Annotated in this window: 16 protein-coding genes; 13 read left to right on the top strand and 3 right to left on the bottom strand. The window is 43.2% G+C overall.

The genetic code is table 11. From position 1 onward, the window contains the following. Nucleotides 1–118 precede the first annotated feature (118 nt). The 9 genes from ABIC84_RS21545 to ABIC84_RS21505 all read left to right on the top strand — a co-directional run bounded on the left by ABIC84_RS21545 (nucleotide 119) and on the right by ABIC84_RS21505 (nucleotide 10,775). Nucleotides 119–709 carry a 4Fe-4S binding protein gene (locus ABIC84_RS21545; RefSeq protein ID WP_429264908.1) on the top strand — a complete coding sequence of 197 codons (591 nt, stop codon included), beginning with the start codon at nucleotides 119–121 and terminating at the stop codon, nucleotides 707–709. Next, the gene (locus ABIC84_RS21540) at nucleotides 706–1,254 is read left to right on the top strand and encodes an NADH-quinone oxidoreductase subunit J family protein (RefSeq protein WP_429264907.1); all 549 of its coding nucleotides are present in this window, start codon (nucleotides 706–708) and stop codon (nucleotides 1,252–1,254) included. The genes ABIC84_RS21545 and ABIC84_RS21540 overlap by 4 nt, the downstream gene beginning before the upstream one ends. Continuing rightward, entirely contained in the window at nucleotides 1,251–1,556 is a 306-nt protein-coding gene (nuoK, locus tag ABIC84_RS21535) for an NADH-quinone oxidoreductase subunit NuoK (RefSeq protein ID WP_091222011.1), read from the top strand. Before ABIC84_RS21540 ends, nuoK begins: the two co-directional genes overlap by 4 nt. Nucleotides 1,557–1,558: 2 nt before the next feature. Next, complete coding sequence (locus ABIC84_RS21530; RefSeq protein ID WP_429264906.1) at nucleotides 1,559–2,209, top strand: hypothetical protein; 651 nt, start codon at nucleotides 1,559–1,561, stop codon at nucleotides 2,207–2,209. 4 nt (nucleotides 2,210–2,213) lie between these two features. Further along, entirely contained in the window at nucleotides 2,214–4,271 is a 2,058-nt protein-coding gene (gene nuoL / locus ABIC84_RS21525) for an NADH-quinone oxidoreductase subunit L (RefSeq protein WP_429264905.1), read from the top strand. 5 nt (nucleotides 4,272–4,276) lie between these two features. Beyond that, nucleotides 4,277–5,881, top strand: a complete 1,605-nt coding sequence (locus ABIC84_RS21520; protein ID WP_426581354.1) for a complex I subunit 4 family protein — start codon at nucleotides 4,277–4,279, stop codon at nucleotides 5,879–5,881. Nucleotides 5,882–5,888: 7 nt separating this feature from the next. Then, a complete protein-coding gene (locus tag ABIC84_RS21515; RefSeq protein ID WP_429264904.1) occupies nucleotides 5,889–7,871 on the top strand; it encodes a mucoidy inhibitor MuiA family protein in 1,983 nt (660 codons plus the stop codon). A 7-nt stretch (nucleotides 7,872–7,878) separates the two neighbouring features. Next, nucleotides 7,879–9,372, top strand: coding sequence for an NADH-quinone oxidoreductase subunit N (locus tag ABIC84_RS21510; RefSeq protein WP_429264903.1), 1,494 nt, complete (start codon nucleotides 7,879–7,881; stop codon nucleotides 9,370–9,372). Between the two features lie 95 nt (nucleotides 9,373–9,467). Beyond that, a complete protein-coding gene (locus ABIC84_RS21505; protein WP_373614920.1) occupies nucleotides 9,468–10,775 on the top strand; it encodes an ammonium transporter in 1,308 nt (435 codons plus the stop codon). 163 nt (nucleotides 10,776–10,938) lie between these two features. Here ABIC84_RS21505 and ABIC84_RS21500 read toward each other — a convergent pair whose 3' ends face one another. Further along, entirely contained in the window at nucleotides 10,939–11,463 is a 525-nt protein-coding gene (locus tag ABIC84_RS21500) for a dihydrofolate reductase family protein (RefSeq protein WP_429264902.1), read from the bottom strand. 294 nt (nucleotides 11,464–11,757) lie between these two features. Beyond that, nucleotides 11,758–13,767 (bottom strand): KUP/HAK/KT family potassium transporter, encoded by a 2,010-nt coding sequence (locus ABIC84_RS21495; protein ID WP_426581345.1) that lies wholly within the window; start codon nucleotides 13,765–13,767, stop codon nucleotides 11,758–11,760. Nucleotides 13,768–14,081: 314 nt separating this feature from the next. Here ABIC84_RS21495 and ABIC84_RS21490 point away from each other — a divergent pair, with 314 nt between their 5' ends. The 3 genes from ABIC84_RS21490 (at nucleotide 14,082) to ABIC84_RS21480 (ending at nucleotide 18,868) form a co-directional block, all read left to right on the top strand. Beyond that, nucleotides 14,082–14,690: an alpha-ketoglutarate-dependent dioxygenase AlkB family protein gene (locus ABIC84_RS21490; RefSeq protein ID WP_429264901.1), complete on the top strand. Its 609-nt coding sequence runs from the start codon at nucleotides 14,082–14,084 to the stop codon at nucleotides 14,688–14,690. Nucleotides 14,691–14,807: 117 nt separating this feature from the next. Continuing rightward, nucleotides 14,808–16,787 (top strand): amidohydrolase family protein, encoded by a 1,980-nt coding sequence (locus ABIC84_RS21485; RefSeq protein ID WP_429264900.1) that lies wholly within the window; start codon nucleotides 14,808–14,810, stop codon nucleotides 16,785–16,787. A gap of 173 nt (nucleotides 16,788–16,960) precedes the next feature. Then, nucleotides 16,961–18,868: an amidophosphoribosyltransferase gene (locus tag ABIC84_RS21480; protein WP_426581341.1), complete on the top strand. Its 1,908-nt coding sequence runs from the start codon at nucleotides 16,961–16,963 to the stop codon at nucleotides 18,866–18,868. 237 nt (nucleotides 18,869–19,105) lie between these two features. Here ABIC84_RS21480 and ABIC84_RS21475 read toward each other — a convergent pair whose 3' ends face one another. Continuing rightward, nucleotides 19,106–19,762 (bottom strand): LysE family translocator, encoded by a 657-nt coding sequence (locus ABIC84_RS21475; protein WP_090531882.1) that lies wholly within the window; start codon nucleotides 19,760–19,762, stop codon nucleotides 19,106–19,108. A 168-nt stretch (nucleotides 19,763–19,930) separates the two neighbouring features. Here ABIC84_RS21475 and ABIC84_RS21470 point away from each other — a divergent pair, with 168 nt between their 5' ends. Then, entirely contained in the window at nucleotides 19,931–21,565 is a 1,635-nt protein-coding gene (locus tag ABIC84_RS21470) for an MFS transporter (RefSeq protein WP_429264899.1), read from the top strand. The last annotated feature ends 74 nt before the right edge of the window (nucleotides 21,566–21,639 follow it).

Here is a 21,639-nt window from a genome sequence, read left to right as displayed (position 1 = left end):
TTTCGGATGTTCGATTTCGGATTTGGAAAAGTTGAAATATAGAATTTATTAAAATATAAAATAACGGATTTAACGGAGAGAAAGGCAATATCCTGGTAATCCTAAAATCCTAAAAATCATGGTTCAGAAAGTAATAAAAGCGTTTACAACGGCATGGAAAGGTTTAAGCCTTACCATACGTCATCTTTTTGCGGGTAACGGCAAAAGGGAGATTGTAACCGTGAGCGCCAGTAATTACTTTAAACAGCTGGAGCATGGTACAAATACCATACAGTATCCTAAGCAGCAGCTGCCGGTGCCGGAAGTAGGCCGGTATCAGCTGGATGTGGAAATGGACGATTGTATAGTGTGCGATCTGTGCGCCAAGGTTTGCCCGGTTAATTGTATTGATATTGAATCGATCAAGGCTACGGAAGCTATCGGCCAAACATCCGACGGTACAACCAAGCGTTTATATGCTGCCAAGTTTGATATTGATATGGCCAAGTGTATGTATTGCGGTTTGTGTACTATTGTGTGCCCAACCGAGTGCATCACCATGACCAACCAGTATGATAAAACCGTTTTTCAGCTAAGCGATCTGGTTTACCAGTTTTCGGATATGACGCCCGAAGATGCCGGGGAAAAGCGTGCACTTTTTGATAAGCAACAAGCCGAAAAGCAGGCTGCCAAATTAGCCGCCATGAAACAAAAGGAGGGCGGGGCATGACCTTGATCCGTGTGTTGTTTTATGGAATGAGTTTTATTGCCATTGGCTCGGCGCTATATGCTGCTTTAAGTAAAAACCTGGTCAGGAGTATTTTTATATTTTTTGTGACCTTGTTTGCATTAGCTGGCTTGTATGTAATTGCCCTTGCCGACTTTGTTGCCGTAACGCAAGTGGTAATTTATGTGGGAGGCATTTTGGTATTAATCCTTTTTGCGTTTATGCTTTCTGGGCGCGAAACGCTAAATGTGATAGAGCAACGCAAAGGTAAATTCATTAATATGGCTAAGGTACCGGCAGTTATACTGGCTGTATTGTTTTTAGCGGTGATTGTAAACATTATCCTCAAAGCCGATGCAGATAAACTGCCCTGGGTAAAGCAATCTATCACGCAGCAAAATGAAATAACGCCAACATCATCAACCATTGATAATATAGGCGTTAACCTCATGACCACTTACCTATTGCCTTTTGAGGCCATCTCTGTGTTATTGCTGATGGCTTTGGTAGGTGCGGCACATTTATCACGTAAGGAGGGCAGGGCATGATCACGTTAACCGATTTTTTACTGGTAGGTGCCTTGCTGTTTTGTACGGGCATGTACATGATCGTATCCAAACGCAACTCCATACAGGTATTAATAGGTATTGAGCTGATGCTGAACGCTGCCATTTTAAACCTGGTAGCCTTTGGTAAATATGATAAGCTAAATAACGGCGGCCAGGTATTCGCGCTGTTTGCCATTGTGCTGGCGGCGGCTACAACGGCCGTGGCATTGGCTATCATCCTGAATGTTTACCGGAGGTATAAAACCATTGACCCGGATGAGATTAAAAATTTGAGGGATTAAATATGAGAAAACTTTTGTTTATTTTCTTTCTGGTCGCTTTAATTCCGGTCATTGCATGTGCTCAAGCTGCTGACACCTTTGTAAGTACATTAAGAAAACAGATCAATACTACTTTACTTTCCCGATCTATGATATTTGGCGGGATATTGCTTAAAGGGGATCTGGATAGCACATCGCTTACATTCATAAATCCGAGTGATACTTTGTTACGTAATGAGCAGTTTAGCCACTTTCGAGATAGTAGTTATAAATATGTAGTTGACGGAAAGCAATCGGATAGGAATTTCAGGGGTTTGAAATTGAAAGATGTTCATAGTGTTGAATTTATAAAACAAAAAACTGACTCAATAATTAACGCCCCGACGAGCTTCAAACTAATAATTGTTACGACCCGGGACTATGCTGTAAAACAATATAAACAGAAAATCGCCGCGCTTTCAAAGGAATATGAATCGTATCTTGAAAAACATCATAATGATGATAGTTCGTTAATATACATAATAAATGGGCGTGAATATAAATCAATGACGTCTGTACGAATCGAACAATTATACACTATTCTTTCACAGAAGGCGACTTACAATGAGTTTAGTTTATATTATGTAATGGAGCATGATTCTATACCGCCCTCAGTAGAAATAAAAGCAAAATAGATAATTGAACACCGCATTACAATATACCGATACCATCATCAGCTACACCATTGCAGCTATGGCATTGCCTTTGTTTGCTGCTTTGATCAACTTTTGCCTGCCGGTAAAAAGTAAAGCGGCGGGCTGGATTTCAACACTGGCCATTTTGGTGGGTTGCGTATTATCAGCCATTGTGTTTGCAAGGGTGTGGAACCAACAACCGCTGCACACCCAAAAACTATGGTTTACCATTGGCAACACCAAAGTCTTTGCAGGCATCCTGCTTAATAATCTGTCAGCGCTGATGTTGCTGCTGGTATCGCTGATTGCCTTGCCTGTTCACATCTATTCCATTGCTTACATGAAGCACGACAATAGATACAGTCGATACTTTACTTACCTCAGCTTCTTTTGTTTCAGTATGCTTGGTTTGGTGATTGTAGATAGCCTGGTGCTGTTCTATGCTTTCTGGGAGTTGGTAGGTTTTTCATCATACCTGCTTATCGGTTTCTGGTTCACTAAGGATAAAGCCGTACAGGCCAATAAAAAAGCCTTTATCATGAACCGCATCGGCGATATCGGTTTGCTAAGTGCTATCATTATCCTATTTGCCCAGTTCCATACGTTCGATATTGCTACGCTTTTCATTAATGATAACCTGGTATTTAAATCGGCTATTCATGATGGTTTGTGGATCTCTGCCTCAGGGCAGATTCCTGCTGTATGGCAATACGTGGCCTGCATTGGTGTATTTATGGCTGTTGCGGCCAAATCGGCACAATTCCCGTTGCATACCTGGCTACCTGATGCCATGGAAGGGCCGACTTCGGTTTCGGCACTGATCCACGCGGCTACTATGGTGGCTGCCGGTGTATTTTTGCTGGGCAGGGTTTATCCTTTGTTTACCGATACGGAGTTAACGGTTCTTGCTATAATAGGTTGCTTTACCGCTTTCATGGCCGCCACTATTGCGCTTACGCAAAACGATTTAAAACGGGTGCTTGCTTACTCAACCATATCGCAATTGGGTTATATGATCCTTGCGATGGGGGTTGGGGCTTATGGCTCTTCGCTATTCCATTTGGCTACGCACGCCTTCTTTAAATGTTTACTGTTTTTGGTGGCTGGGGTTGTGATTCACGAAATGCAGCATATCAGGGAGGAAAATAACCTGGATATCGACCCGCAAAATATTCAGTACATGGGTGGCTTGCGTAAAAAGCTGCCATTAACTTTTATTGTGGCAATTGTTGGTTCACTGGCGCTTATAGGTATTCCGCTTACTTCGGGCTATCTTTCAAAAGATGGCATCCTGATCCAGGCTTTTGAATGGAGCGAGGGTAGAAGTGCATGGCTTAAACTGATCCCTGCCGGCGCTTTATTTACCAGCTGGCTTACCGCTTTCTATGTATCAAGGCTGATAGTGAAGGTGTTTTTCGGAGAGTTTCGTCTGTTGAAACATCACCCTGAAATTAAACTACACATCAGCGATGGTGGCTGGCAGTATCGTGTGCCTTTGATATTACTGGCGGTTTGCAGTTTGTTCCCCTTATTTTCGCTTAATCCATTCTTTTATGAAAAGGCCTGGCTATTTGAAAGCTTAAAGCCTGCCGAATTTATGGCCCGCGAAAACATCTACCACACCATTATCCCGATTGGGGTAAATATATTGAGTGTATTTGTAATGTATGCCGCTTATGCCATCTACGTAAAACAAAATACGTTTTCGTTTCCGCAAACAGGCTTCTTTTACCGCTTATCCTATAACCAGTGGTATTTGGATAAGATCTATAAGAAAGTGATTGTAAAACCAGTACTTGGCCTGGGCAAAACCTGTTTTTGGTTTGATAGGAATATCATTGACGGGCTGATCCATTTAATTGAAAGGCTGAGCAGGAAGGTGGCAGACCTTACCGCCTGGTGCGATAAATATATTGTCGACGGATTTTTGCATTTAATGGCTGCATTAGTGCAAAGTATTGGCAATTTTGCACGTAAGTTTCAAAACGGCAAGGTGCAGTATTACCTGTATAGTATGCTGCTCATTGTGTTGGTACTCTTTATTTTAAAAATACTGATCTGAATTTAATGAACCTACTAACCCTACTCATATTTATACCTGTACTGTTTGCGTTGGTGATCGTATTGCTGCCATCGTCGGTTCGGGGGAGTTTTAAATATATTACCCTGCTGGCTACGCTTTTGCAGCTGGGTATCAGCATCGCGATCTACCTTAACTTTAAAACAGGTGCGGCAACGGCAGGTATTAACCATGAAGACCAGTTTCAGTTTGTACAGAAACTGCCATGGATTGCCCTTAACCTGGGCAGCATGGGCAAAATGCAGATAGATTATTTTGTAGGGATAGATGGCATTTCGGTAACCCTATTGGTAATGTCGGCACTGGTGATGGTGGTTGCTACGCTGGCCTCCTGGGAAATCAAGAGCAATCTCAAAGGTTTCTTCCTTTTGTTTTTACTGTTGGATATGGCCGTGATGGGTGTATTCTGCGCTTTGGATTTCTTCCTGTTTTACCTGTTTTATGAGCTCATGTTACTGCCGCTCTATTTCCTGATCGGAATGTGGGGCGGTGTACGCCGGGAGTATGCGGCCATCAAGTTTTTCTTGTATACCCTGTTTGGTTCAGTATTTATGTTACTGGTGATGGTAGGTTTATACCTATCAGTAAATGACCCGGCTACAGGTAGCCATACTTTCAATATTATCCAGATGATGAACCCTGCCAATTATACCCAAGGTTCGGTATTTTCAGTGGCGGCACATCAAACTATATTGGGGATGCCTGCGCGTACGGTTGGTTTTGTGGTATTGTTTATTGCATTTGCCATCAAAGTACCGGTTGTGCCTTTACATACCTGGTTGCCCGATGCGCACGTTGAAGCGCCTACACCGGTATCTATCATTCTTGCCGGTGTGCTTCTTAAAATAGGCGGTTACGGCATCATCCGCATCTGTCTGGGAATTTTCCCGGAGATAGCTTCTTCCGGCGCTTTCTGGCTTGGGTTGATTGGGGTTGTTTCGATATTATATGGCGCCTGCAATGCGCTGGCCCAGCGCGATCTGAAAAGGATGATCGCATACTCTTCCGTATCGCACATGGGTTTTGTGCTGCTGGGCATTGCCTCGCAAACTGCCGAAGGTGTAAGCGGCGCGGTAATGCAGATGGTAAGCCATGGCTTTTTATCATCAATGCTGTTCTTTTTGGTGGGCGTGGTTTATAACCGCGTGCACGACAGGGATATTTATCATTTCCGCGGGTTGGGCACTCAGATGCCTCAATATACAGCCTTTGTTATGGTGGCTTTCTTTGCCTCACTGGGGCTGCCGGGCTTTTCGGCATTTGTGGCCGAAGCATTTACACTGGCGGGTACATTTAAATCGCCAACGGTTAACGGTTTGCTGCCATACTGGATGGCTGTTTGCGGTTCGGTAGGGATCCTGTTGGGAGCGGCTTATTTCCTGTGGACGCTGCAGCGCATGTTCTTCGGAAAAGTATCACTTAAAGGTGGCGAGGTTTGGAAAATAGCACTTACCGATGTAAGCATCCGCGAAAAGCTGGCGCTGATACCACTTGCCGCTGCAGCATTGGCTTTAGGTTTGATGCCGTCGTTGGTGTTTGGAAAAATCAATGATTCGGTATTGGCATTGATACAGTTTTTACAGGCTAAATAAAAAAATAGTGTTTCAACATAAATTCATTTATGGAAAAGTGCATACACCTGCATCTTTTATTTACGCTGCCCCCGGCAACCCGGGCATAAGCAAAATAACAGATGGTATGTATTTAACCGAAGGAATTATGTTTAAAAAATTATCTATCGCAGCAGCATTGCTTTTTATCGCTGCAGCAACAAGGGCCGATGAAGGCCAGAAGGTAGCCTCCAAAGTTCAGAAAGTAACCGTGTTTTTGAACGGGGCGCAGGTAAGTCGTACAGCGTTAGTCAATATCAGTCCAGGCACATCAACGCTGGTGTTTGAAAACTTGTCGCCTGGAATTGATGTGCAGAGTATCCAGGTAAATGCAGGCGGCGATTTTACCATTCTTTCGGTTAATCACGAACTTGATTTTGCCGATAATGACATCAGGCAAAAAAACATACAGGCTATTGAGGCGAAGGTAAAACTGGTAAGAAACAAAATAGCCTTGCAAAATAACATGCTCTCTATTTACCAGGAAGAAGCTAATACACTGGCTAAAAACCCGGTGAGCAACGGTACTAATGTTGCGCTGGATCCGATCAGACTGAAACAGACACTCGACTTTCAGACAGCTCGCTTAAACGAGATCAAAAAGAATCAGCAAGCCGTAAATGATCAGATAGATTTGTTTAACGACGAGCTGGAAGATTATAATAAACAAATTGCAGAGATTAATAAAGCAGGTGTTAAAACAACCAGTAATGTTTTGGTCACCGTATCGGCAAAAGTAGCCTTGCAGGCAAATTTTACTTTAAGTTATCTGGTGCGAAACGCCAGCTGGTTCCCTACCTACGATATCCGTGCTAAAAATGTGAACAGTCCAATAACTATCGTTTACAAAGCCAACGTGTCGCAAAAAACGGGTGAGGACTGGAAAAGCGCTAAGCTTACCTTATCAACCGGTAACCCAAGCGTAAATGGGGCGAAGCCCGAACTTACGCCTACCTATCTTAACTTCGGTATGTACTATTCAGGTACTGGTGTTCCAATAACTAAAGTAATGGGTAGAATAGTGAGCAGGGATGATAACAGCTCCGTCCCTGGTGTAAGCATCAGGGTAAAAGGTACATCAATAGGGGCCGTAAGTGATGCCGGTGGAAATTACAGCATCCAGATACCTAACGCCAATGCTGTGCTTACTTATAGTTTTATTGGATATGAAACATTAGAAAGGCAGGCCAATGCGCCAATGATCAATGTGTCGCTAAAGTCGGTTTCAAACCAATTGAATGAAGTTGTTGTAATTGGTTATGGTGAAGTTGAACATAAAAAGGATTTGACCGGTGCTGTTGCGAGAATACAAGATAAAAATATAATTAACACGGTTCCTATCGAAGTAAAAAAAGAAGAGAACCAAACCAATATTGAGTTTAACATCGCTAACCCTTATACGGTACCAAGTGATGGCAAACAGTATGCGGTTGAAATTAGCCAATATAATATTGATGCTACTTATCAATATTACGTGGCGCCAAAATTGAGTACCGATGTATTCCTTACCGCGCAGCTTACCAACTGGAATAAATACAGTTTTCTTTCGGGCGAGGCCAACCTGTTTTTTGAAGGAACATACATTGGCAAGTCGCTGATTAATACCGATGCTACTACCGATACACTGAACCTATCGTTAGGTACCGATAAAAATATTGTTGTTACCCGTACGCTGGAGAAAGGTTTGGCCATGCGCCAGTCATCAGGTTCAAACCAAAAGGAAACCCGTAACTGGCTTATCGACGTAAAAAACAGGAAAAGCCAGTCGGTTAATTTATTGGTTGAAGACCAGGTACCTGTTTCGCAAAATAAAGATATCGAAGTAGAGGCGCAGGAAACATCTGGCGCAAAACCTGATGCAACAACAGGTAGGGTTTCATGGAATTTCATGTTAAATTCGCTCGATGAAAAGAAGGTGAAACTAAAATATCAGGTTAAATACCCCAAAAATCAATCAGTAATAGTACAATAAAAATATAATGCACGATCTGCTTCCCCATATATCAGTTCAGTTAACCAATGTTTTTGGCAGCATCCCCTATTTTATGCCCGAAATTTATTTAACCGGGCTGTTTTTGGTAGTGCTGATAACCGACCTGATATTTGGGCGCAGATCTGTAAAGCTTTGTAAAATAGTAGCCTGCGCCGGCTTGCTGCTGGTGTTGTTTAAAGACCTGCAGCAGGTAGCCCTAATCCTTGACGGCGATCATGTTATTTTCGGCAGTATGTTACTGCTGCGCAGGTCGGCGGTATTTTTCAAGATCATTATCGATGTGCTTTCATTCATTCTCCTGTTAAATTTTACCTGGGATGACAAGCTGAAGGCGCATCCAAAAGGGTTATCAGACCTGTATACCATTTCCATAGCATCTATCTTAGGTCTGCATTTAATGGCTATGGCCATTAACCTGCTCTCGGTTTATCTTGCCATCGAGATGGTATCCATAGCGTCATACCTGATGGTGGCTTACCGGTCTGAAACTGCTTTGAGTACCGAAGCTGGTTTAAAGTACGTGCTTTTCGGCGCGGCATCATCGGCTGTTATGCTATACGGGATCTCGTTACTGTACGGCTTCAGCGGCTCGCTGGATCTGCCGGGTATTGTAGCCCAGTTGCCTAATGTAAACCCGGTGAGTGCTTCATTTGCTTTAGTACTGGTGCTGATTGGCATCGGGTTTAAGTTATCATTTATGCCGATGCATTTTTGGGTACCCGATGTTTACCAGGGAGCGCCCACGCCGGTTACCGCATACCTGTCAACGGTACCTAAAATAGCAGCCTTTGCATTGCTGGTAAATGTGATGCCTTTGTTCCTGTTTTCGGCCGACTGGAAGGGGATTGATTTTAGCATTGTTTTATCAGCTATTGGTATCATCACCATGATAGCCGGAAATTTTGCAGCCGTTTTGCAAAGTAATGTAAAAAGGATGCTGGCTTATTCAAGCATTGGCCATACCGGTTTTGCTTTAATGGCGGTGGTTACGTTTAATTTACAGGGGCTATCATCATTAACCTATTACCTGGCCGTTTATGCATTGGCTAATATCGGGGCGCTGGCACTGGCATCGTACTTCAGCAATATTGTGAATGCCGAAGAGGTGGAAGCTTACAAAGGGCTGGGCTTAAAATACCCTGTAGCTTCGGTTTGTTTTGTAATTATCCTCATTTCTTTAACGGGGATCCCGGTGACGGCGGGATTTACGGGTAAGCTGTTTGTGTTTTCGGCGGCTTACAGCGTCTATGAGCAAACACACAGTAGCTGGCTGTTGGCGCTGATGATAACGGGCGCTATAACCACGGTGGTATCGTTATTTTATTACCTTAAAATTCCTTTGTATTTATTTCTGAAAAGAACAGAAAATGCTGAAGTTGCCAGTGAAAGATCTTATAATTTACTGGTTTTAGCTACTGTTGTTAGTTTTCTGCTTGTTTTATTAGGCATTTTCCCCAATTCTATCCTGAAATATCTGTAGTTGATGTTTTTTTCAACAAAAGTTAATTAGTTTCTTTTGTTTTTAGAAAAAATCATACCTTTCGTGCTGATTTAAAACATATTTTTTCTGAATACATGAAGAGGTATTTCCCTTTTTTCCTGATCTTAATTATACTTTCGCTTACTTTCGTTTTTCCGTCGGTCGATTTTAAGAATTCCGGTCATCCCAATTTTAATACGGGCGATATAGCCTGGATGCTGATGTCGACGGCGCTGGTTTTGATCATGACACCCGGTCTCGCGTTTTTTTACGGGGGAATGGTTAATAAGAAGAACGTGATTTCCACCATGCTGCAAAGCATCATTTGTATGGTGATCATTACGGTAATGTGGGGCATCTTTGGATTTAGCTTAGCCTTCGGCGATAGCTTTTATGGCCTTATCGGTAACCCCGGAACTTATTTCATGATGAAAGGCATGTTAGGTAACGCCACCTGGAAAGCCGCGCCAACCATTCCGTTACTGCTTTTCGCTATGTATCAGTTAAAATTCGCCATTATTACCCCGGCGCTTATCACCGGTGCATTTGCCGAACGTATCCGTTTTAACTCGTACATTATTTTCCTGGTGCTGTTTTCTATTTTCATATTCTCGCCGCTGGCGCATTGCACCTGGCACCCGGATGGCATATTAGCCAAATTTGGTGTGCTTGACTTTGCAGGAGGCACAGTAGTGCACATGTCGGCCGGATGGGCTGCTTTGGCATCGGCTTTATATTTAAAACGCCGTAATGAGGCTAATCATTCTCCTGCGCGGATTACCTATGTAATGATAGGTACGGGCTTGTTGTGGTTTGGTTGGTTTGGTTTCAATGCCGGTTCGGCTTTTGGCGCAAACGCTTTGGCGGTTACCGCTTTGGCTACCAGTACAACTGCTTCGGCTGCTGCCGGTGTTACCTGGATCTTTTTTGATATGCTGCTTGGCCGCAAGCCATCTGCAATGGGTACCTGTATTGGCGCTGTTGTTGGTTTGGTGGCTATTACACCTGCCGCCGGCTTTGTATCGGTGCCGCACTCGCTGGCTATCGGTATCATATCGGCTGTGGTGAGTAACCTGGTTGTGGAATGGCGTACCCGTACTTCTATTGATGACACGCTTGATGTATTCCCTTGTCACGGCGTTGGCGGTATGGTGGGGATGTTGTTAACCGGCGTATTTGCCAGTCAGCATGTAAATGCTAATAATACAACAGGCAACGGCTTGTTTTTTGGCGAGACACACCTGTTCCTCGTACAGTTGGTAGCATTGGTGTGCGTATCGATATTCGCATTCTTTGGGTCATTATTATTGTTAAAAATCACCGACATGATCTCGCCTTTAAGGGTATCGGCCGAAGAAGAAGAACAAGGTCTTGATATCAGCCAGCACGGCGAAAAATTATAATCACGTATTTCCAACCAATCCAATAAATCTAATGAAATTCCCGGCCGCAAGGCCGGGTTTTTTGTTTTAAGGGGTAATTGAAAATATTAACGCGGGTTTAAGCGTGACGAAAAAAAACTCTCAGATCTCCTCTTAAGAAGGGCGGGGAGGGGAGAGTCTTTTTTTACGCCCTGGTATAATAAAGCAAAGCCGCACCACAGGCAAATGGTTTACAATTCATCAACTTTAACTCTAAGTCATTTTTTAAAGGGTTAAAGGTTTGTTGTCCGTTACCAATCTCAGCAGGGTTTACAAGCAAATAAAACTCATCAACCAAATCATGTTGAATTAAGGATGATACAAACGAATCTCCCCCATAAACAAGGATGTCTTTACCATTTTTCTTTTTCAATGTTTCTATCGCCTCCTTTATGTCGCCGCTTATAATTGTTGTATTGTCCCATGGGCTTACTTTGAGGGTGTTTGAAAAAACAGCATTTGGAATATCCGCGAAATGCCTTCCAAGCTTATACTCAGCGTCATTAGGGTTGTTTGCTATTGCTGTCCAATAGGGAATAAAACCTTCAGCTGTTTTTCGTCCATGTAAAATACAGTCCACATTCTTAAGATTATCGATACTGAAATCAGACATTCCGCTGTCCCATTTATTGTTGAGCGCAAGGTTCATTTGTAATTTTAACTTTCTCATGCCGATCCGTTTTAGGGTAAATTGATATTACAAAGTTACAGGCGCAGCGGCTGTAGAATAAGGCATGATCACGACATTATACCGTTATGATTGCGACATTTTAGAAGTATTCGTCCCGCGTTGGTTTGCAACGAGAGCTTAACCTGGATTAGCGTTTATACGCGATGGGCGATAGCCGCAATAAGCACTGGTTGCAAATAAACCCAAAAAGGAAAAAAAAAAGCCCCTCTTTGCGGAGCAAAGAGGGGCAACACATGTAGTTATATGGGGGACGTTAATACATAATGGTTAGCCCTACGCAAAAACTTTCTTACCCATACCTTCAACCGCTTTATGCGTAACCGGGTCAACCCTTTTTATGTGGATATTATTAACCGGTTTTACCACCAGCGGGATCTTTTCAATGCGTGTTTCACTGGTATCAAGTCCAAAAGCTTTAGCTTCTGACTGGGCCAGTTTTTTAATGGCAAAATAGCTGTTGAGGATAAAGCTCTCCGATACGTTGAACACGTTATTGTACGACAGGAATTTCTCCATGATCACAAACCTGAAATCGGCAGCCATATTGTGTTGTTTTAATGATGGATAATTGCTGGAGATATCAATCTCGCCACGTTCAACCATATCTTCAACTACTTTACGGAACAATACGTTTACCCGCGGCTGGATCCTGAAGCCCAAACGGAATTCTACGCGGATGACTTTGCCCGGCTCAATTTGGTCAACACTGTACTCCATAGTGTATGGCTCGTCGGTGCGTTCAATGTGCACAAACCAATAGGTGTCGGCACGTTTAGGACGGCGGCTCATGATGGAGTAGATGATCTTTTCTTCAATCTGTTTGCCATTATTGGCTTTGGTAAGATAGATCAGGTGCGTAGCGTATTTGTTTATGGTAGTATCATTGCTCAGCGCGTTTAGTAAAGGCAGTTTCTCCTTGATATCGGTAAAATGAAGGAAGCGGTTATTGATTTTACGGGCCTTAAACCAGGTGTACATCGTAAAGATCAGACCAACTTCAAATCCCACAAAAAACAAACGTTTTAGTATTTTAACCGCGTTAGCTACAAAAAAGGAGAATTCGACGGTTACAAATAAGCACAGGATAATGGTAACCAGCCATACAGGCCAGTGCTTTACATAGCGCATAAAGTAATACATTAAAATGGTAGTGCTAAGCATAGCAATGGTGATGCTGAAGCCGTAAGCAGCCGTCATTGCGCTTGAGGTGCGGAAATAGAGCGATACCAGGATACAACCAATACACAATATCCAGTTAATGCTTGGAATATAGATCTGCCCGCGGATATTTGACGGGTATTTGATGGTGATCCTTGGCCAAAAATTCATGCTTACCGCCTCACTGATGAGTGTAAATGAACCACTGATCAAAGCCTGGCTGGCAATAATGGTTGCCAGTGTTGCCAAAGCTATCGCGGGCAGCAGAAAGAAATGAGGAACAATTTCGAAAAAAGGGTTAACGCCGGTAAAGTTTTTACCCGGTGCTTGTGACAGCACCCAGGCGCCCTGCCCCAGGTAGTTTAATATCAGGGTTGTTTTCACAAAGATCCAGCTTACCTGGATATTGCGCCTGCCGCAATGGCCCAGGTCGGAGTATAGGGCTTCGGCACCAGTGGTACATAAAAATACCGCGCCTAACAACCAGAAACCTTTAGGGTGGTCCATCAGTAAATGGGCGCCATAATAAGGGTTAAGAGCTTTAAAGATAGAGGGGAAATGTGTTATTTGTATAGTGCCCAATACACCCAGCATAATAAACCACAGCAGCATAACCGGCCCGAATGCGGAACCGACCACCTTGGTGCCAAACTGCTGAAAAAAGAACAGCAATAAAATGATGCTAATTACAATAATGAGGATCAGGTTATTGCCGGGAACAATAACGGTTGAAAATGCCGGTACTAAATTTAGGCCCTCAATGGCCGAGGTTACAGAGATGGGTGGGGTAATGATACCATCGGCAAGCAAAGTACCTGCGCCAATTATAGCTGGGATTGCCAGCCATTTACCGTAACGCCTTACCAGTGCATATAATGAAAAAATACCGCCCTCGCCTTTGTTATCAGCCTGCAGCGTAATAACGATATACTTGAATGTGGTTTGCAGTGTGAGTGTCCAGAAGATACAGGAGATAGAGCCTAATACCAGCGCGGGGTTTACCTTACCGCCTTCAACCAACAGGGTTTGAAAAACATAAAGGGGAGAAGTACCGATATCGCCAAAAATAATACCGAGGGTAACGATCATACCCGCGAAAGTGAGTTGCTTAACGTGCGAATTCATGAAGTGTATAAATTGTTAGGGGAAAAGAGGGGATGATACCAGCTGCAATGAAGGAACTTATTGTCCGTTTTGTAAATTTTGCTGTAGCAGCGATAAACAATGCCATCGTAAATTTATTTTGTATTGTGAGGCCGCATGGCCAATAAACATGCCACAACGTTTTTTGCTTTATTTACAGGCTTGGGTTATAGGAGTTTATCAAAATGAGAAAGATTTTCTCAATATGAGGAAAAGCTATCAAAATGATAGGTTTTATCATTCTGATAGCAGAGTGGCCCATCGTGTTTTATGGTATGTAATACAGATATTTGAACATGGACCTATTCAATAATGACCAGCTGAACCTGTTTGGCGCACCAAAAAACTTATTACCTTTTGATGGAGAGGTATTGCTTTATCCCCATTTTTATAAGGAAGATGTATTTACGCGGCTGGTTGAGGAAACCCCATGGAAGCAGGATAAAATGAAAATCTATGGCAGGGAAGTGAACTTCCCCCGGCTTACGGCCTGGTACGGAGAGCGCGATGAAGTATATGTATATTCAGGTGTCGTAAATGTGCCGGTAAAGTTTAGCCCGCTGCTTAATAGCATTAAGGAGGCGGCGGAGCAGCAGTGCGGTCACCGGTTTAATACAGCGCTGCTTAATTATTACCGTGACGGCAGCGATAGTATGGGCTGGCATAGTGATGATGAAAGCGAGCTTGGCGGTAACCCTGTCATCGCTTCGGTATCATTTGGCGCTTCGCGGGTTTTCCAGTTTAAGCATAAGCGGCAAAAGAATGCTAAAGTATCTGTCGTACTTAACAACGGCGATCTGCTCATCATGCAGGGGCAAACGCAGCATCACTGGCTTCACCAGGTACCCAAAACAAGCAGGATGCTGGGGGCAAGGATTAATATAACGTTTAGAAGTATTGGGTGAAGATTTTTTGCTTTGATGATGTGGTTGGTCAGAAGGCGCAATTATGCGTCCCTGCACAAAAAACTGTTTTGTAACATCCCAAACAAACCGCTATCTTACATTAACATTACTGACCTTATGAAAATATCTTTATTATTATTTGCCGCCTTTTCGGTCTTAATAACAAACGCCAACGCGCAAACCGATTTGCCAACCGATAGCGGTACCTTTTTTCTGCATAAGTTTGAGCAACACATTGGTAAGGAAACCTATTATGTGCACAAGTATAAAGATGCTGTTCATTATAATATCAATTTTAAGTTCGTTGACCGTGGTTCGCCGGTGCCGCTTACTGCCGAGTTGAAGGTGAACCCCGTAGCCGATCCACTGGAATTGACTATAAAAGGCAATACTTCAAGGTTTTCGACCATTGATGATCAGGTGACCATTCGCGGATCTGAAGCATCTATCAGGGTTAACGATTCATCATATACACAAAAAGTACTGCCGCTTAGCTTCCCGGTAGCGGGCTATTCGCCGGGCACTGTGCAGCAGGTGCTCATTCAATATTGGAATAAACATAAACAACCTGCAAGTATCCATACACTGCCATTTGGCGCGGTACAGATCAAAAAAGCAGGTATTGATCAGCTTAAGTTTAACGGTAAACCGCTCACGCTTAACCGGCTCACCATAAGCGGACTGGTTTGGGGTAACGAACTGGTTTGGACTGATAATGAAGGTAAACTCATATGCCTGATAACTAATGACGCGGAGGGTGACAAACTGGAAATGATGCGGGTACCTTACGAAGAACTGTTACCGCAGCTCATCAGTAAGGCGGCTACTTATGGTATGGAGCTATTTGCGGAAGCGGCCGCACCAACAGGTAAAGCAGATAAGATAATAGCTATTACCGGCGGAAACCTGGTTGACGTAAATAAAGGTACAAGCATACCTAATGCTGTTGTGTTGATAGAAAATGGCATTATCAAGCAAACAGGTAAGGTTGGTGAGGTTAAAATACCGGCAGGGGCTAAGCTTATTGACGCCAAAGGGAAAGTCATTTTGCCCGGCTTGTGGGACATGCACTCGCACTTTGAACAGGCCGAATGGGGGCCGGCCTATCTTGCAGCAGGTGTAACTACCGTGCGCGATTGCGGTAACGAATTTGGTTACATCAACGCTATAAAAGCCGCTATTGATGGCGGAAAAGGTGTGGGGCCGAACATCATTAAAGCCGGCATTATTGACGGCAAAGGGCCTTATGCATTGGGGATTATCCAGGCGGATACTAAGGAAGATGCTATAAAGGCAGTAGACCGTTATAAAGAAAATGGCTTTCAGCAGATCAAGATCTATAGTTCGGTTAAACCGGCTATAGTTAAAGTTATTTGTGATGAGGCACACCGGTTGGGTTTAACCGTAACAGGCCATATCCCGCAGGGCATGACCCTGCAGCAAGGGGTTGATTCGGGGATGAATATGGTGAACCACGTGCAGTATGTGTATGCCATCATGAAGCGGGATAAGGACAGGTCGGTTATTTTCGATGATTCTGTAAGTATTGCAGCCGTTAAATTTATAAAAGACCATCATGTGGTGATAGATCCTACGATAGGTGTTTTTGAACTCGCCTTCCGTAATGTTAAGGATGATATAACCAAACTGGAGCCTAATTATTATACCCTGCCGCTGCCACTCCAGGCATTGTTTAAAAACATGGGCGAAGAACCGGAAAAGGCCGCTAAGCTGAAACCTTTGTATGAAAGCATGAAGAAAACCGTTAAGGTATTGCATGATGCCGGAGTTACTATTGTTGCAGGCACAGATATGGGGTTCCCCGGCTATAGTCTTGACCGCGAACTTGAATTATATGTTGAAGCCGGTCTTACCCCGGCGCAGGCTATCAAAACAGCAACGATAACACCGGCAATGGTGATGGGGCTTGATAAAACAACAGGTTCGGTTGAAGTGGGAAAGCAAGCCGACCTTGTTATTATCGATGGTGATCCGTTGCGTAATATCAGGGACATCAGGAAGGTATCGGTAGTAATAAAAGAAGGCCGGATCTATGACCCGGTTAAACTGCACCAGATGGTTGGGTTTAAGAAATAGGTGTGTGGTTTATTGGGTTGATTAGGTTAATGGTTGGTTATCAGTGTAATAACTACTCACTGAATCAACCATTCACCAAATCAACCTGGCAATCAATAAACTACTAATTTATGACAATAGATTTTACCGATACTTCATTTTAAAATGATACCTTTGCAGCCTCATTCCGAATCATGAGCGATCAGATTAAACATGAATGCGGTGTGGCATTTATCCGCTTACTAAAGCCACTATCTTATTATCAGAAAAAGTACGGAACTGCACTGTACGGCCTGAACAAACTTTATCTCTTAATGGAAAAACAACACAACCGCGGCCAGGATGGCGCAGGTGTTGCTACCATTAAACTGGATATTGAACCGGGCAAAAGATACATCAGCCGTCACCGCTCAATGGCCTCAAATGCCGTTGCCGATATTTTTGAATATATCCAAAAGAAATTTGCGGAAATTCAAAAAGAAACCCCGGAAAAGATGGCCGATGCTGAATGGCTTAAAGAACACGTTAGCTTTACCGGCGAGGTTTTGTTAGGGCACCTGCGTTATGGTACCCATGGCAAAAACAGCATTGAAAGCTGCCACCCGTTTTTAAGGCAAAACAACTGGATGACCCGTAACCTGGTTATTGCCGGTAATTTTAACATGACCAATGTTGATGAATTACTGCAACAGCTGTATGCGTTAGGCCAGCATCCAAAAGAAAAAGCCGACACGGTTACTGTGCTCGAAAAAATAGGCCACTTCATCGATACTGAAAACCAGGGCTTGTTTGATCAGTACAAGCGCGAGGGATTAGATGATAACAGGGAGATCAGTAAGCTGATAGCTAATGATATGGATGTTGCCAAGATCCTCCGTAAATCGGCCAAGAACTGGGATGGCGGCTATACTATTGCCGGGATCCTTGGCCACGGTGATGCTTTTGTAATGCGTGATCCGGTGGGGATCCGTCCGGCATTTTACTATTATAATGATGAGATCGTTGTTGCGGCATCTGAACGCCCTGCTATTCAAACGGCATTTAACGTGCCGATGGAGGAGATCAGGGAAATTCGCCCCGGCCATGCGTTGATCGTTAAAAAGAATGGTAAAATAACCGAGGATATGTTCAGCGAGCCAAAAGAAAAGAAAGCCTGCTCTTTTGAGCGGATCTACTTTTCGCGCGGCAGCGACTCGGCCATTTACCGTGAGCGTAAGCAATTAGGTCGCCTGCTTTGTCCTCAGATATTGGATTTTGTTAATCATGACATTAAAAACACGGTATTCTCTTACATACCCAACACCGCCGAAGTTGCCTTTTATGGTATGGTTGAAGGTATGCATAAGTATGTAAAGAAATATCAGCACGAAAAACTGCTTGAGCTTGGAAGCGACATTACCGAAGAAAAGCTTACCGAAATATTACAGATAGCCCCAAGGGTTGAAAAGATAGCCATTAAGGATGTTAAACTGCGTACTTTCATCACGCAGGACGCGGATCGCAGCGAAATGGTGGCCCACGTATACGATACTACTTACGGACTGATCAAAAAAGGTACCGACACGTTAGTTGTATTGGACGATTCCATTGTTCGCGGTACTACGCTGAAACAAAGTATCCTGAAGATTCTTGACAGGCTTGGCCCTAAAAAAGTTGTTGTGGTTTCATCTGCTCCGCAGATCCGGTACCCCGATTGTTATGGGATCGACATGTCACGTATGGGTGAATTTGTGGCATTTGAAGCAGCAATCAGTTTGTTAAAAGAGATGGGCAGGGAAGATGTGATCCTGGATGTTTATCAAAAATGTAAAGACAGCCAGAAACTGCCGAAGGAAGAAGTTGAAAATTATGTGAAAGAGATTTATGCCATGTTTACCGATCAGCAGATCTCTGACCGTATTGCGCAGATCATCACACCTAAAAATGTGAATTGTGAGGTACAGGTAATTTATCAAACCTTAGATAACCTGCATATTGCCTGCCCTGATAACCTTGGTGATTGGTATTTCAGTGGTGATTACCCAACCCCGGGTGGTAACAAGGTTGTTAACCGCGCCTTTGTTAACTGGATGGAAGGTAAAAACCAAAGAGCTTATATGTAATGCCCCCTAACCCCCTAAAGGGGGAATGATATACGAGGCGATGAGTTTTTCATCGCCTTTTTTGTTTTAAAAAAATTAGCCATTTGCCCAATGAATTTAAAACGCGTCATTGCGAGGTACGAAGCAATCCCCTATTAGTAGAGCAGCTATACAAGAGTCTCTGTGCAGTTCGCGATTGCTTCGTACCTCGCAATGACGATATGGAAAAAGGAAATTACAGTAGAAAAGATTGCTTGGCTACGATCCCGCCGGCGCTGCAAATACAAAATGTGTAACCAGTTTATCAATCAACACTAATGAGGCGATAATGAGCGCAATCCCAGCAACCTCATTTAAACGGTGGATAAATTTAACCGAAATACGTGCCCGGAGTTTATTAGCATAAAAAGCTTTGAGGGTATCCATACCAAACTGGATGATGAGTATGGTAAGGAACATAACGGCTATATGAAAGGATCTGTGCGGGGTGCCCACCAGGAATGTGGTACTGGCCGCGCCGATCACTACCGTCCAGTGGAAGAGGAGGGTAGGATTAAATATGCACATCAGGAAGCCTTTAAGTACATAACCAAAGCGGTCGGCGCCCGATGGTACTTTGTTTTCATAATTGATCTCGCTTTTTTTGAACATGTAATATAGGCCGAGCGCGAATAATATAGCGCTGCCTACAACGCCTGCTATAACTTTGGTATGGTCAGATACATCGATATATTGCGAACCAAACAGGATTGCTCCTACAAAAACCACATCGCTGCAAACCACGCCAAGGGCAAGCGAAACACCGGCATGAAACCCTTTTTCGATACTGGTTTTAATGAGCGCAAAAAAAACCGGGCCGGTAATAAATGTAAGTACTAATCCAAACCCGATACCCGAAACAATGGCTTTTATCATTAAGTTAAGCTTTGTTCTTTTTTGAACATTGCGAATATGCAATTTTATCTCATAAACAACGAAAGTTAAAATTGTGATTTAATTTATTTAAAAAAAGACCAGAGAGTTTTACCAAAATTGAATTATGTTTAGAAATTCAAAAATCAAATCTGTACAACCTATTTTAAAATGGAACAAAACAATGCTAAGAACTACGGTACAGCCCTGTATACGCTGATTACCGTGTTTTTCTTTTGGGGCTTTTTAGCCGCCTCCAACGGTATTTTCATACCTTTCTGTAAAGAGCACTTTCACCTTACCCAGTTCGAATCACAACTTATCGACTTTACATTTTACGGTGGATATTTCATCGGTTCGTTGATACTTTACTTTGCATCACAAGCCAGTAAAGTTGATATTATGAACAAGTTAGGTTACAAAAATGGTATCATTTTAGGCCTCGTTGTTTCGGCCGTTGGTGCATTGGCTATGATCCCTGCTGTAGCTTCGGGCGCGTTTGGTTTCATTTTGGCTGTATTCTTTATTATAGCTGTTGGTTTTTCGTTACAGCAAACAGCTGCAAACCCATTTGTTGTTGCATTAGGCCCCCCTGAAACCGGTTCAAATCGTTTAAACTTTGCAGGCAGTATCAACAACATAGGCGCTTTATTAGGCCCGGTAGTAGTAAGTGTGGTATTATTTGGTTCGGCAACCGCAAAAACTGCCGCTGCTGATGTTAAAATATCATCAATCAATAATCTCTATTACCTGTTAGCTGGCTTGTTCATTGCTGTTGCTTTGTTCTTTTGGTTTTCGAACCTGCCAAAGGTTACCAGCGATGAAAAGATCGAATCAAGCTCAAAAGCAAATACACCATTGCTGGTGATGTTTGTAGCGTTTTGTTTGATACTTGCAGCCGATCCTATCAGCAAGGCTATAGGCATACCGAGCCAATATTTTGTATATGCTTCGTTAGCTATAATTGTATTTACACTGATAGGTACCATTTTCGCCGCTAAAAAGAGTAAAGAAGGCTGGGGCGCCATGCAATACCCGCAGTTAATATTGGGTATGCTTGCTATATTTACTTACGTAGGTACTGAGGTTACTATTCAAAGTAATATGGGTTCATTATTAAAGACCCCGGAATTTGGTTCTTTTGCTGAGTCGGACATTGCTCCATATATCTCATTATACTGGGGTAGCTTAATGATCGGGCGTTTTGCGGGATCTATTGATGCGTTTAATCTTTCAAAATCGGTTAAATACGTTTTATATATTTTAATCCCTTTCCTCGCATTTGGCATAGTGCTGCTGGTAAATGTTTTTTCGGGTGCTAATGTAAGCCACCTGTACGCTTATGCAATTTGCGTGGCCATCCTGATCGTTGCTTTCTTCATCGGTCAGCAAAAGCCAACCCGTACCTTATCTGTACTTGGTTTACTGGGCGTAGCGTTTATGCTTGCAGGTTTATTTACTACAGGCAAGGTAGCTACCTTCTCGTTTATCAGCGGTGGATTATGTTGCTCAATCATGTGGCCGTCAATCTTCTCGTTAGCTATTACCGGTTTGGGTAAATACACCAGCCAGGGCTCGGCATTTTTGATCATGATGATCTTAGGGGGCTCTATCATCCCGCCGCTGCAAGGTAAAATTGCCGATGGTGCCGGTAATGTTGTTCCGGGTATGAGCGGTATTCACTTCTCGTACATCGTACCTGTAATAGGTTTCGCATACCTTGCTTATTTTGCATGGAAAGTTAGCCGCGAACTCCGTCATCAGGGTATCGACCTTGACCACGTTGAAGTTAAAGGCGGACATTAATCTTTTTAGAGATTAGAGGTTGGAGATTAGAGGTTAGGCCTTTAATTTTCAACCTCTTTCTTTTTATAATAATT

The sequence above is a fragment of the Mucilaginibacter sp. 3215 genome (genome assembly GCF_050433785.1).
Classification (GTDB): domain Bacteria; phylum Bacteroidota; class Bacteroidia; order Sphingobacteriales; family Sphingobacteriaceae; genus Mucilaginibacter.
Note: the sequence above shows the minus strand (reverse complement) of the source record. Positions and strands in the feature narration are given on the sequence as shown.

What these genes read in the sequence shown, in the direction of transcription:
- ABIC84_RS21510 (WP_429264903.1), top strand. Translation starts at nt 7,879, where the DNA reads ATGCACGATCTGCTTCCCCATATATCAGTTCAGTTAACCAATGTTTTT.
- ABIC84_RS21500 (WP_429264902.1), bottom strand. Translation starts at nt 11,463, where the DNA reads ATGAGAAAGTTAAAATTACAAATGAACCTTGCGCTCAACAATAAATGG.
- ABIC84_RS21545 (WP_429264908.1), top strand. Translation starts at nt 119, where the DNA reads ATGGTTCAGAAAGTAATAAAAGCGTTTACAACGGCATGGAAAGGTTTA.
- ABIC84_RS21520 (WP_426581354.1), top strand. Translation starts at nt 4,277, where the DNA reads ATGAACCTACTAACCCTACTCATATTTATACCTGTACTGTTTGCGTTG.
- ABIC84_RS21470 (WP_429264899.1), top strand. Translation starts at nt 19,931, where the DNA reads ATGGAACAAAACAATGCTAAGAACTACGGTACAGCCCTGTATACGCTG.
- ABIC84_RS21530 (WP_429264906.1), top strand. Translation starts at nt 1,559, where the DNA reads ATGAGAAAACTTTTGTTTATTTTCTTTCTGGTCGCTTTAATTCCGGTC.
- ABIC84_RS21485 (WP_429264900.1), top strand. Translation starts at nt 14,808, where the DNA reads ATGAAAATATCTTTATTATTATTTGCCGCCTTTTCGGTCTTAATAACA.
- nuoK (WP_091222011.1), top strand. Translation starts at nt 1,251, where the DNA reads ATGATCACGTTAACCGATTTTTTACTGGTAGGTGCCTTGCTGTTTTGT.
- ABIC84_RS21480 (WP_426581341.1), top strand. Translation starts at nt 16,961, where the DNA reads ATGAGCGATCAGATTAAACATGAATGCGGTGTGGCATTTATCCGCTTA.
- ABIC84_RS21490 (WP_429264901.1), top strand. Translation starts at nt 14,082, where the DNA reads ATGGACCTATTCAATAATGACCAGCTGAACCTGTTTGGCGCACCAAAA.
- ABIC84_RS21475 (WP_090531882.1), bottom strand. Translation starts at nt 19,762, where the DNA reads ATGATAAAAGCCATTGTTTCGGGTATCGGGTTTGGATTAGTACTTACA.
- ABIC84_RS21505 (WP_373614920.1), top strand. Translation starts at nt 9,468, where the DNA reads ATGAAGAGGTATTTCCCTTTTTTCCTGATCTTAATTATACTTTCGCTT.
- ABIC84_RS21540 (WP_429264907.1), top strand. Translation starts at nt 706, where the DNA reads ATGACCTTGATCCGTGTGTTGTTTTATGGAATGAGTTTTATTGCCATT.
- ABIC84_RS21495 (WP_426581345.1), bottom strand. Translation starts at nt 13,767, where the DNA reads ATGAATTCGCACGTTAAGCAACTCACTTTCGCGGGTATGATCGTTACC.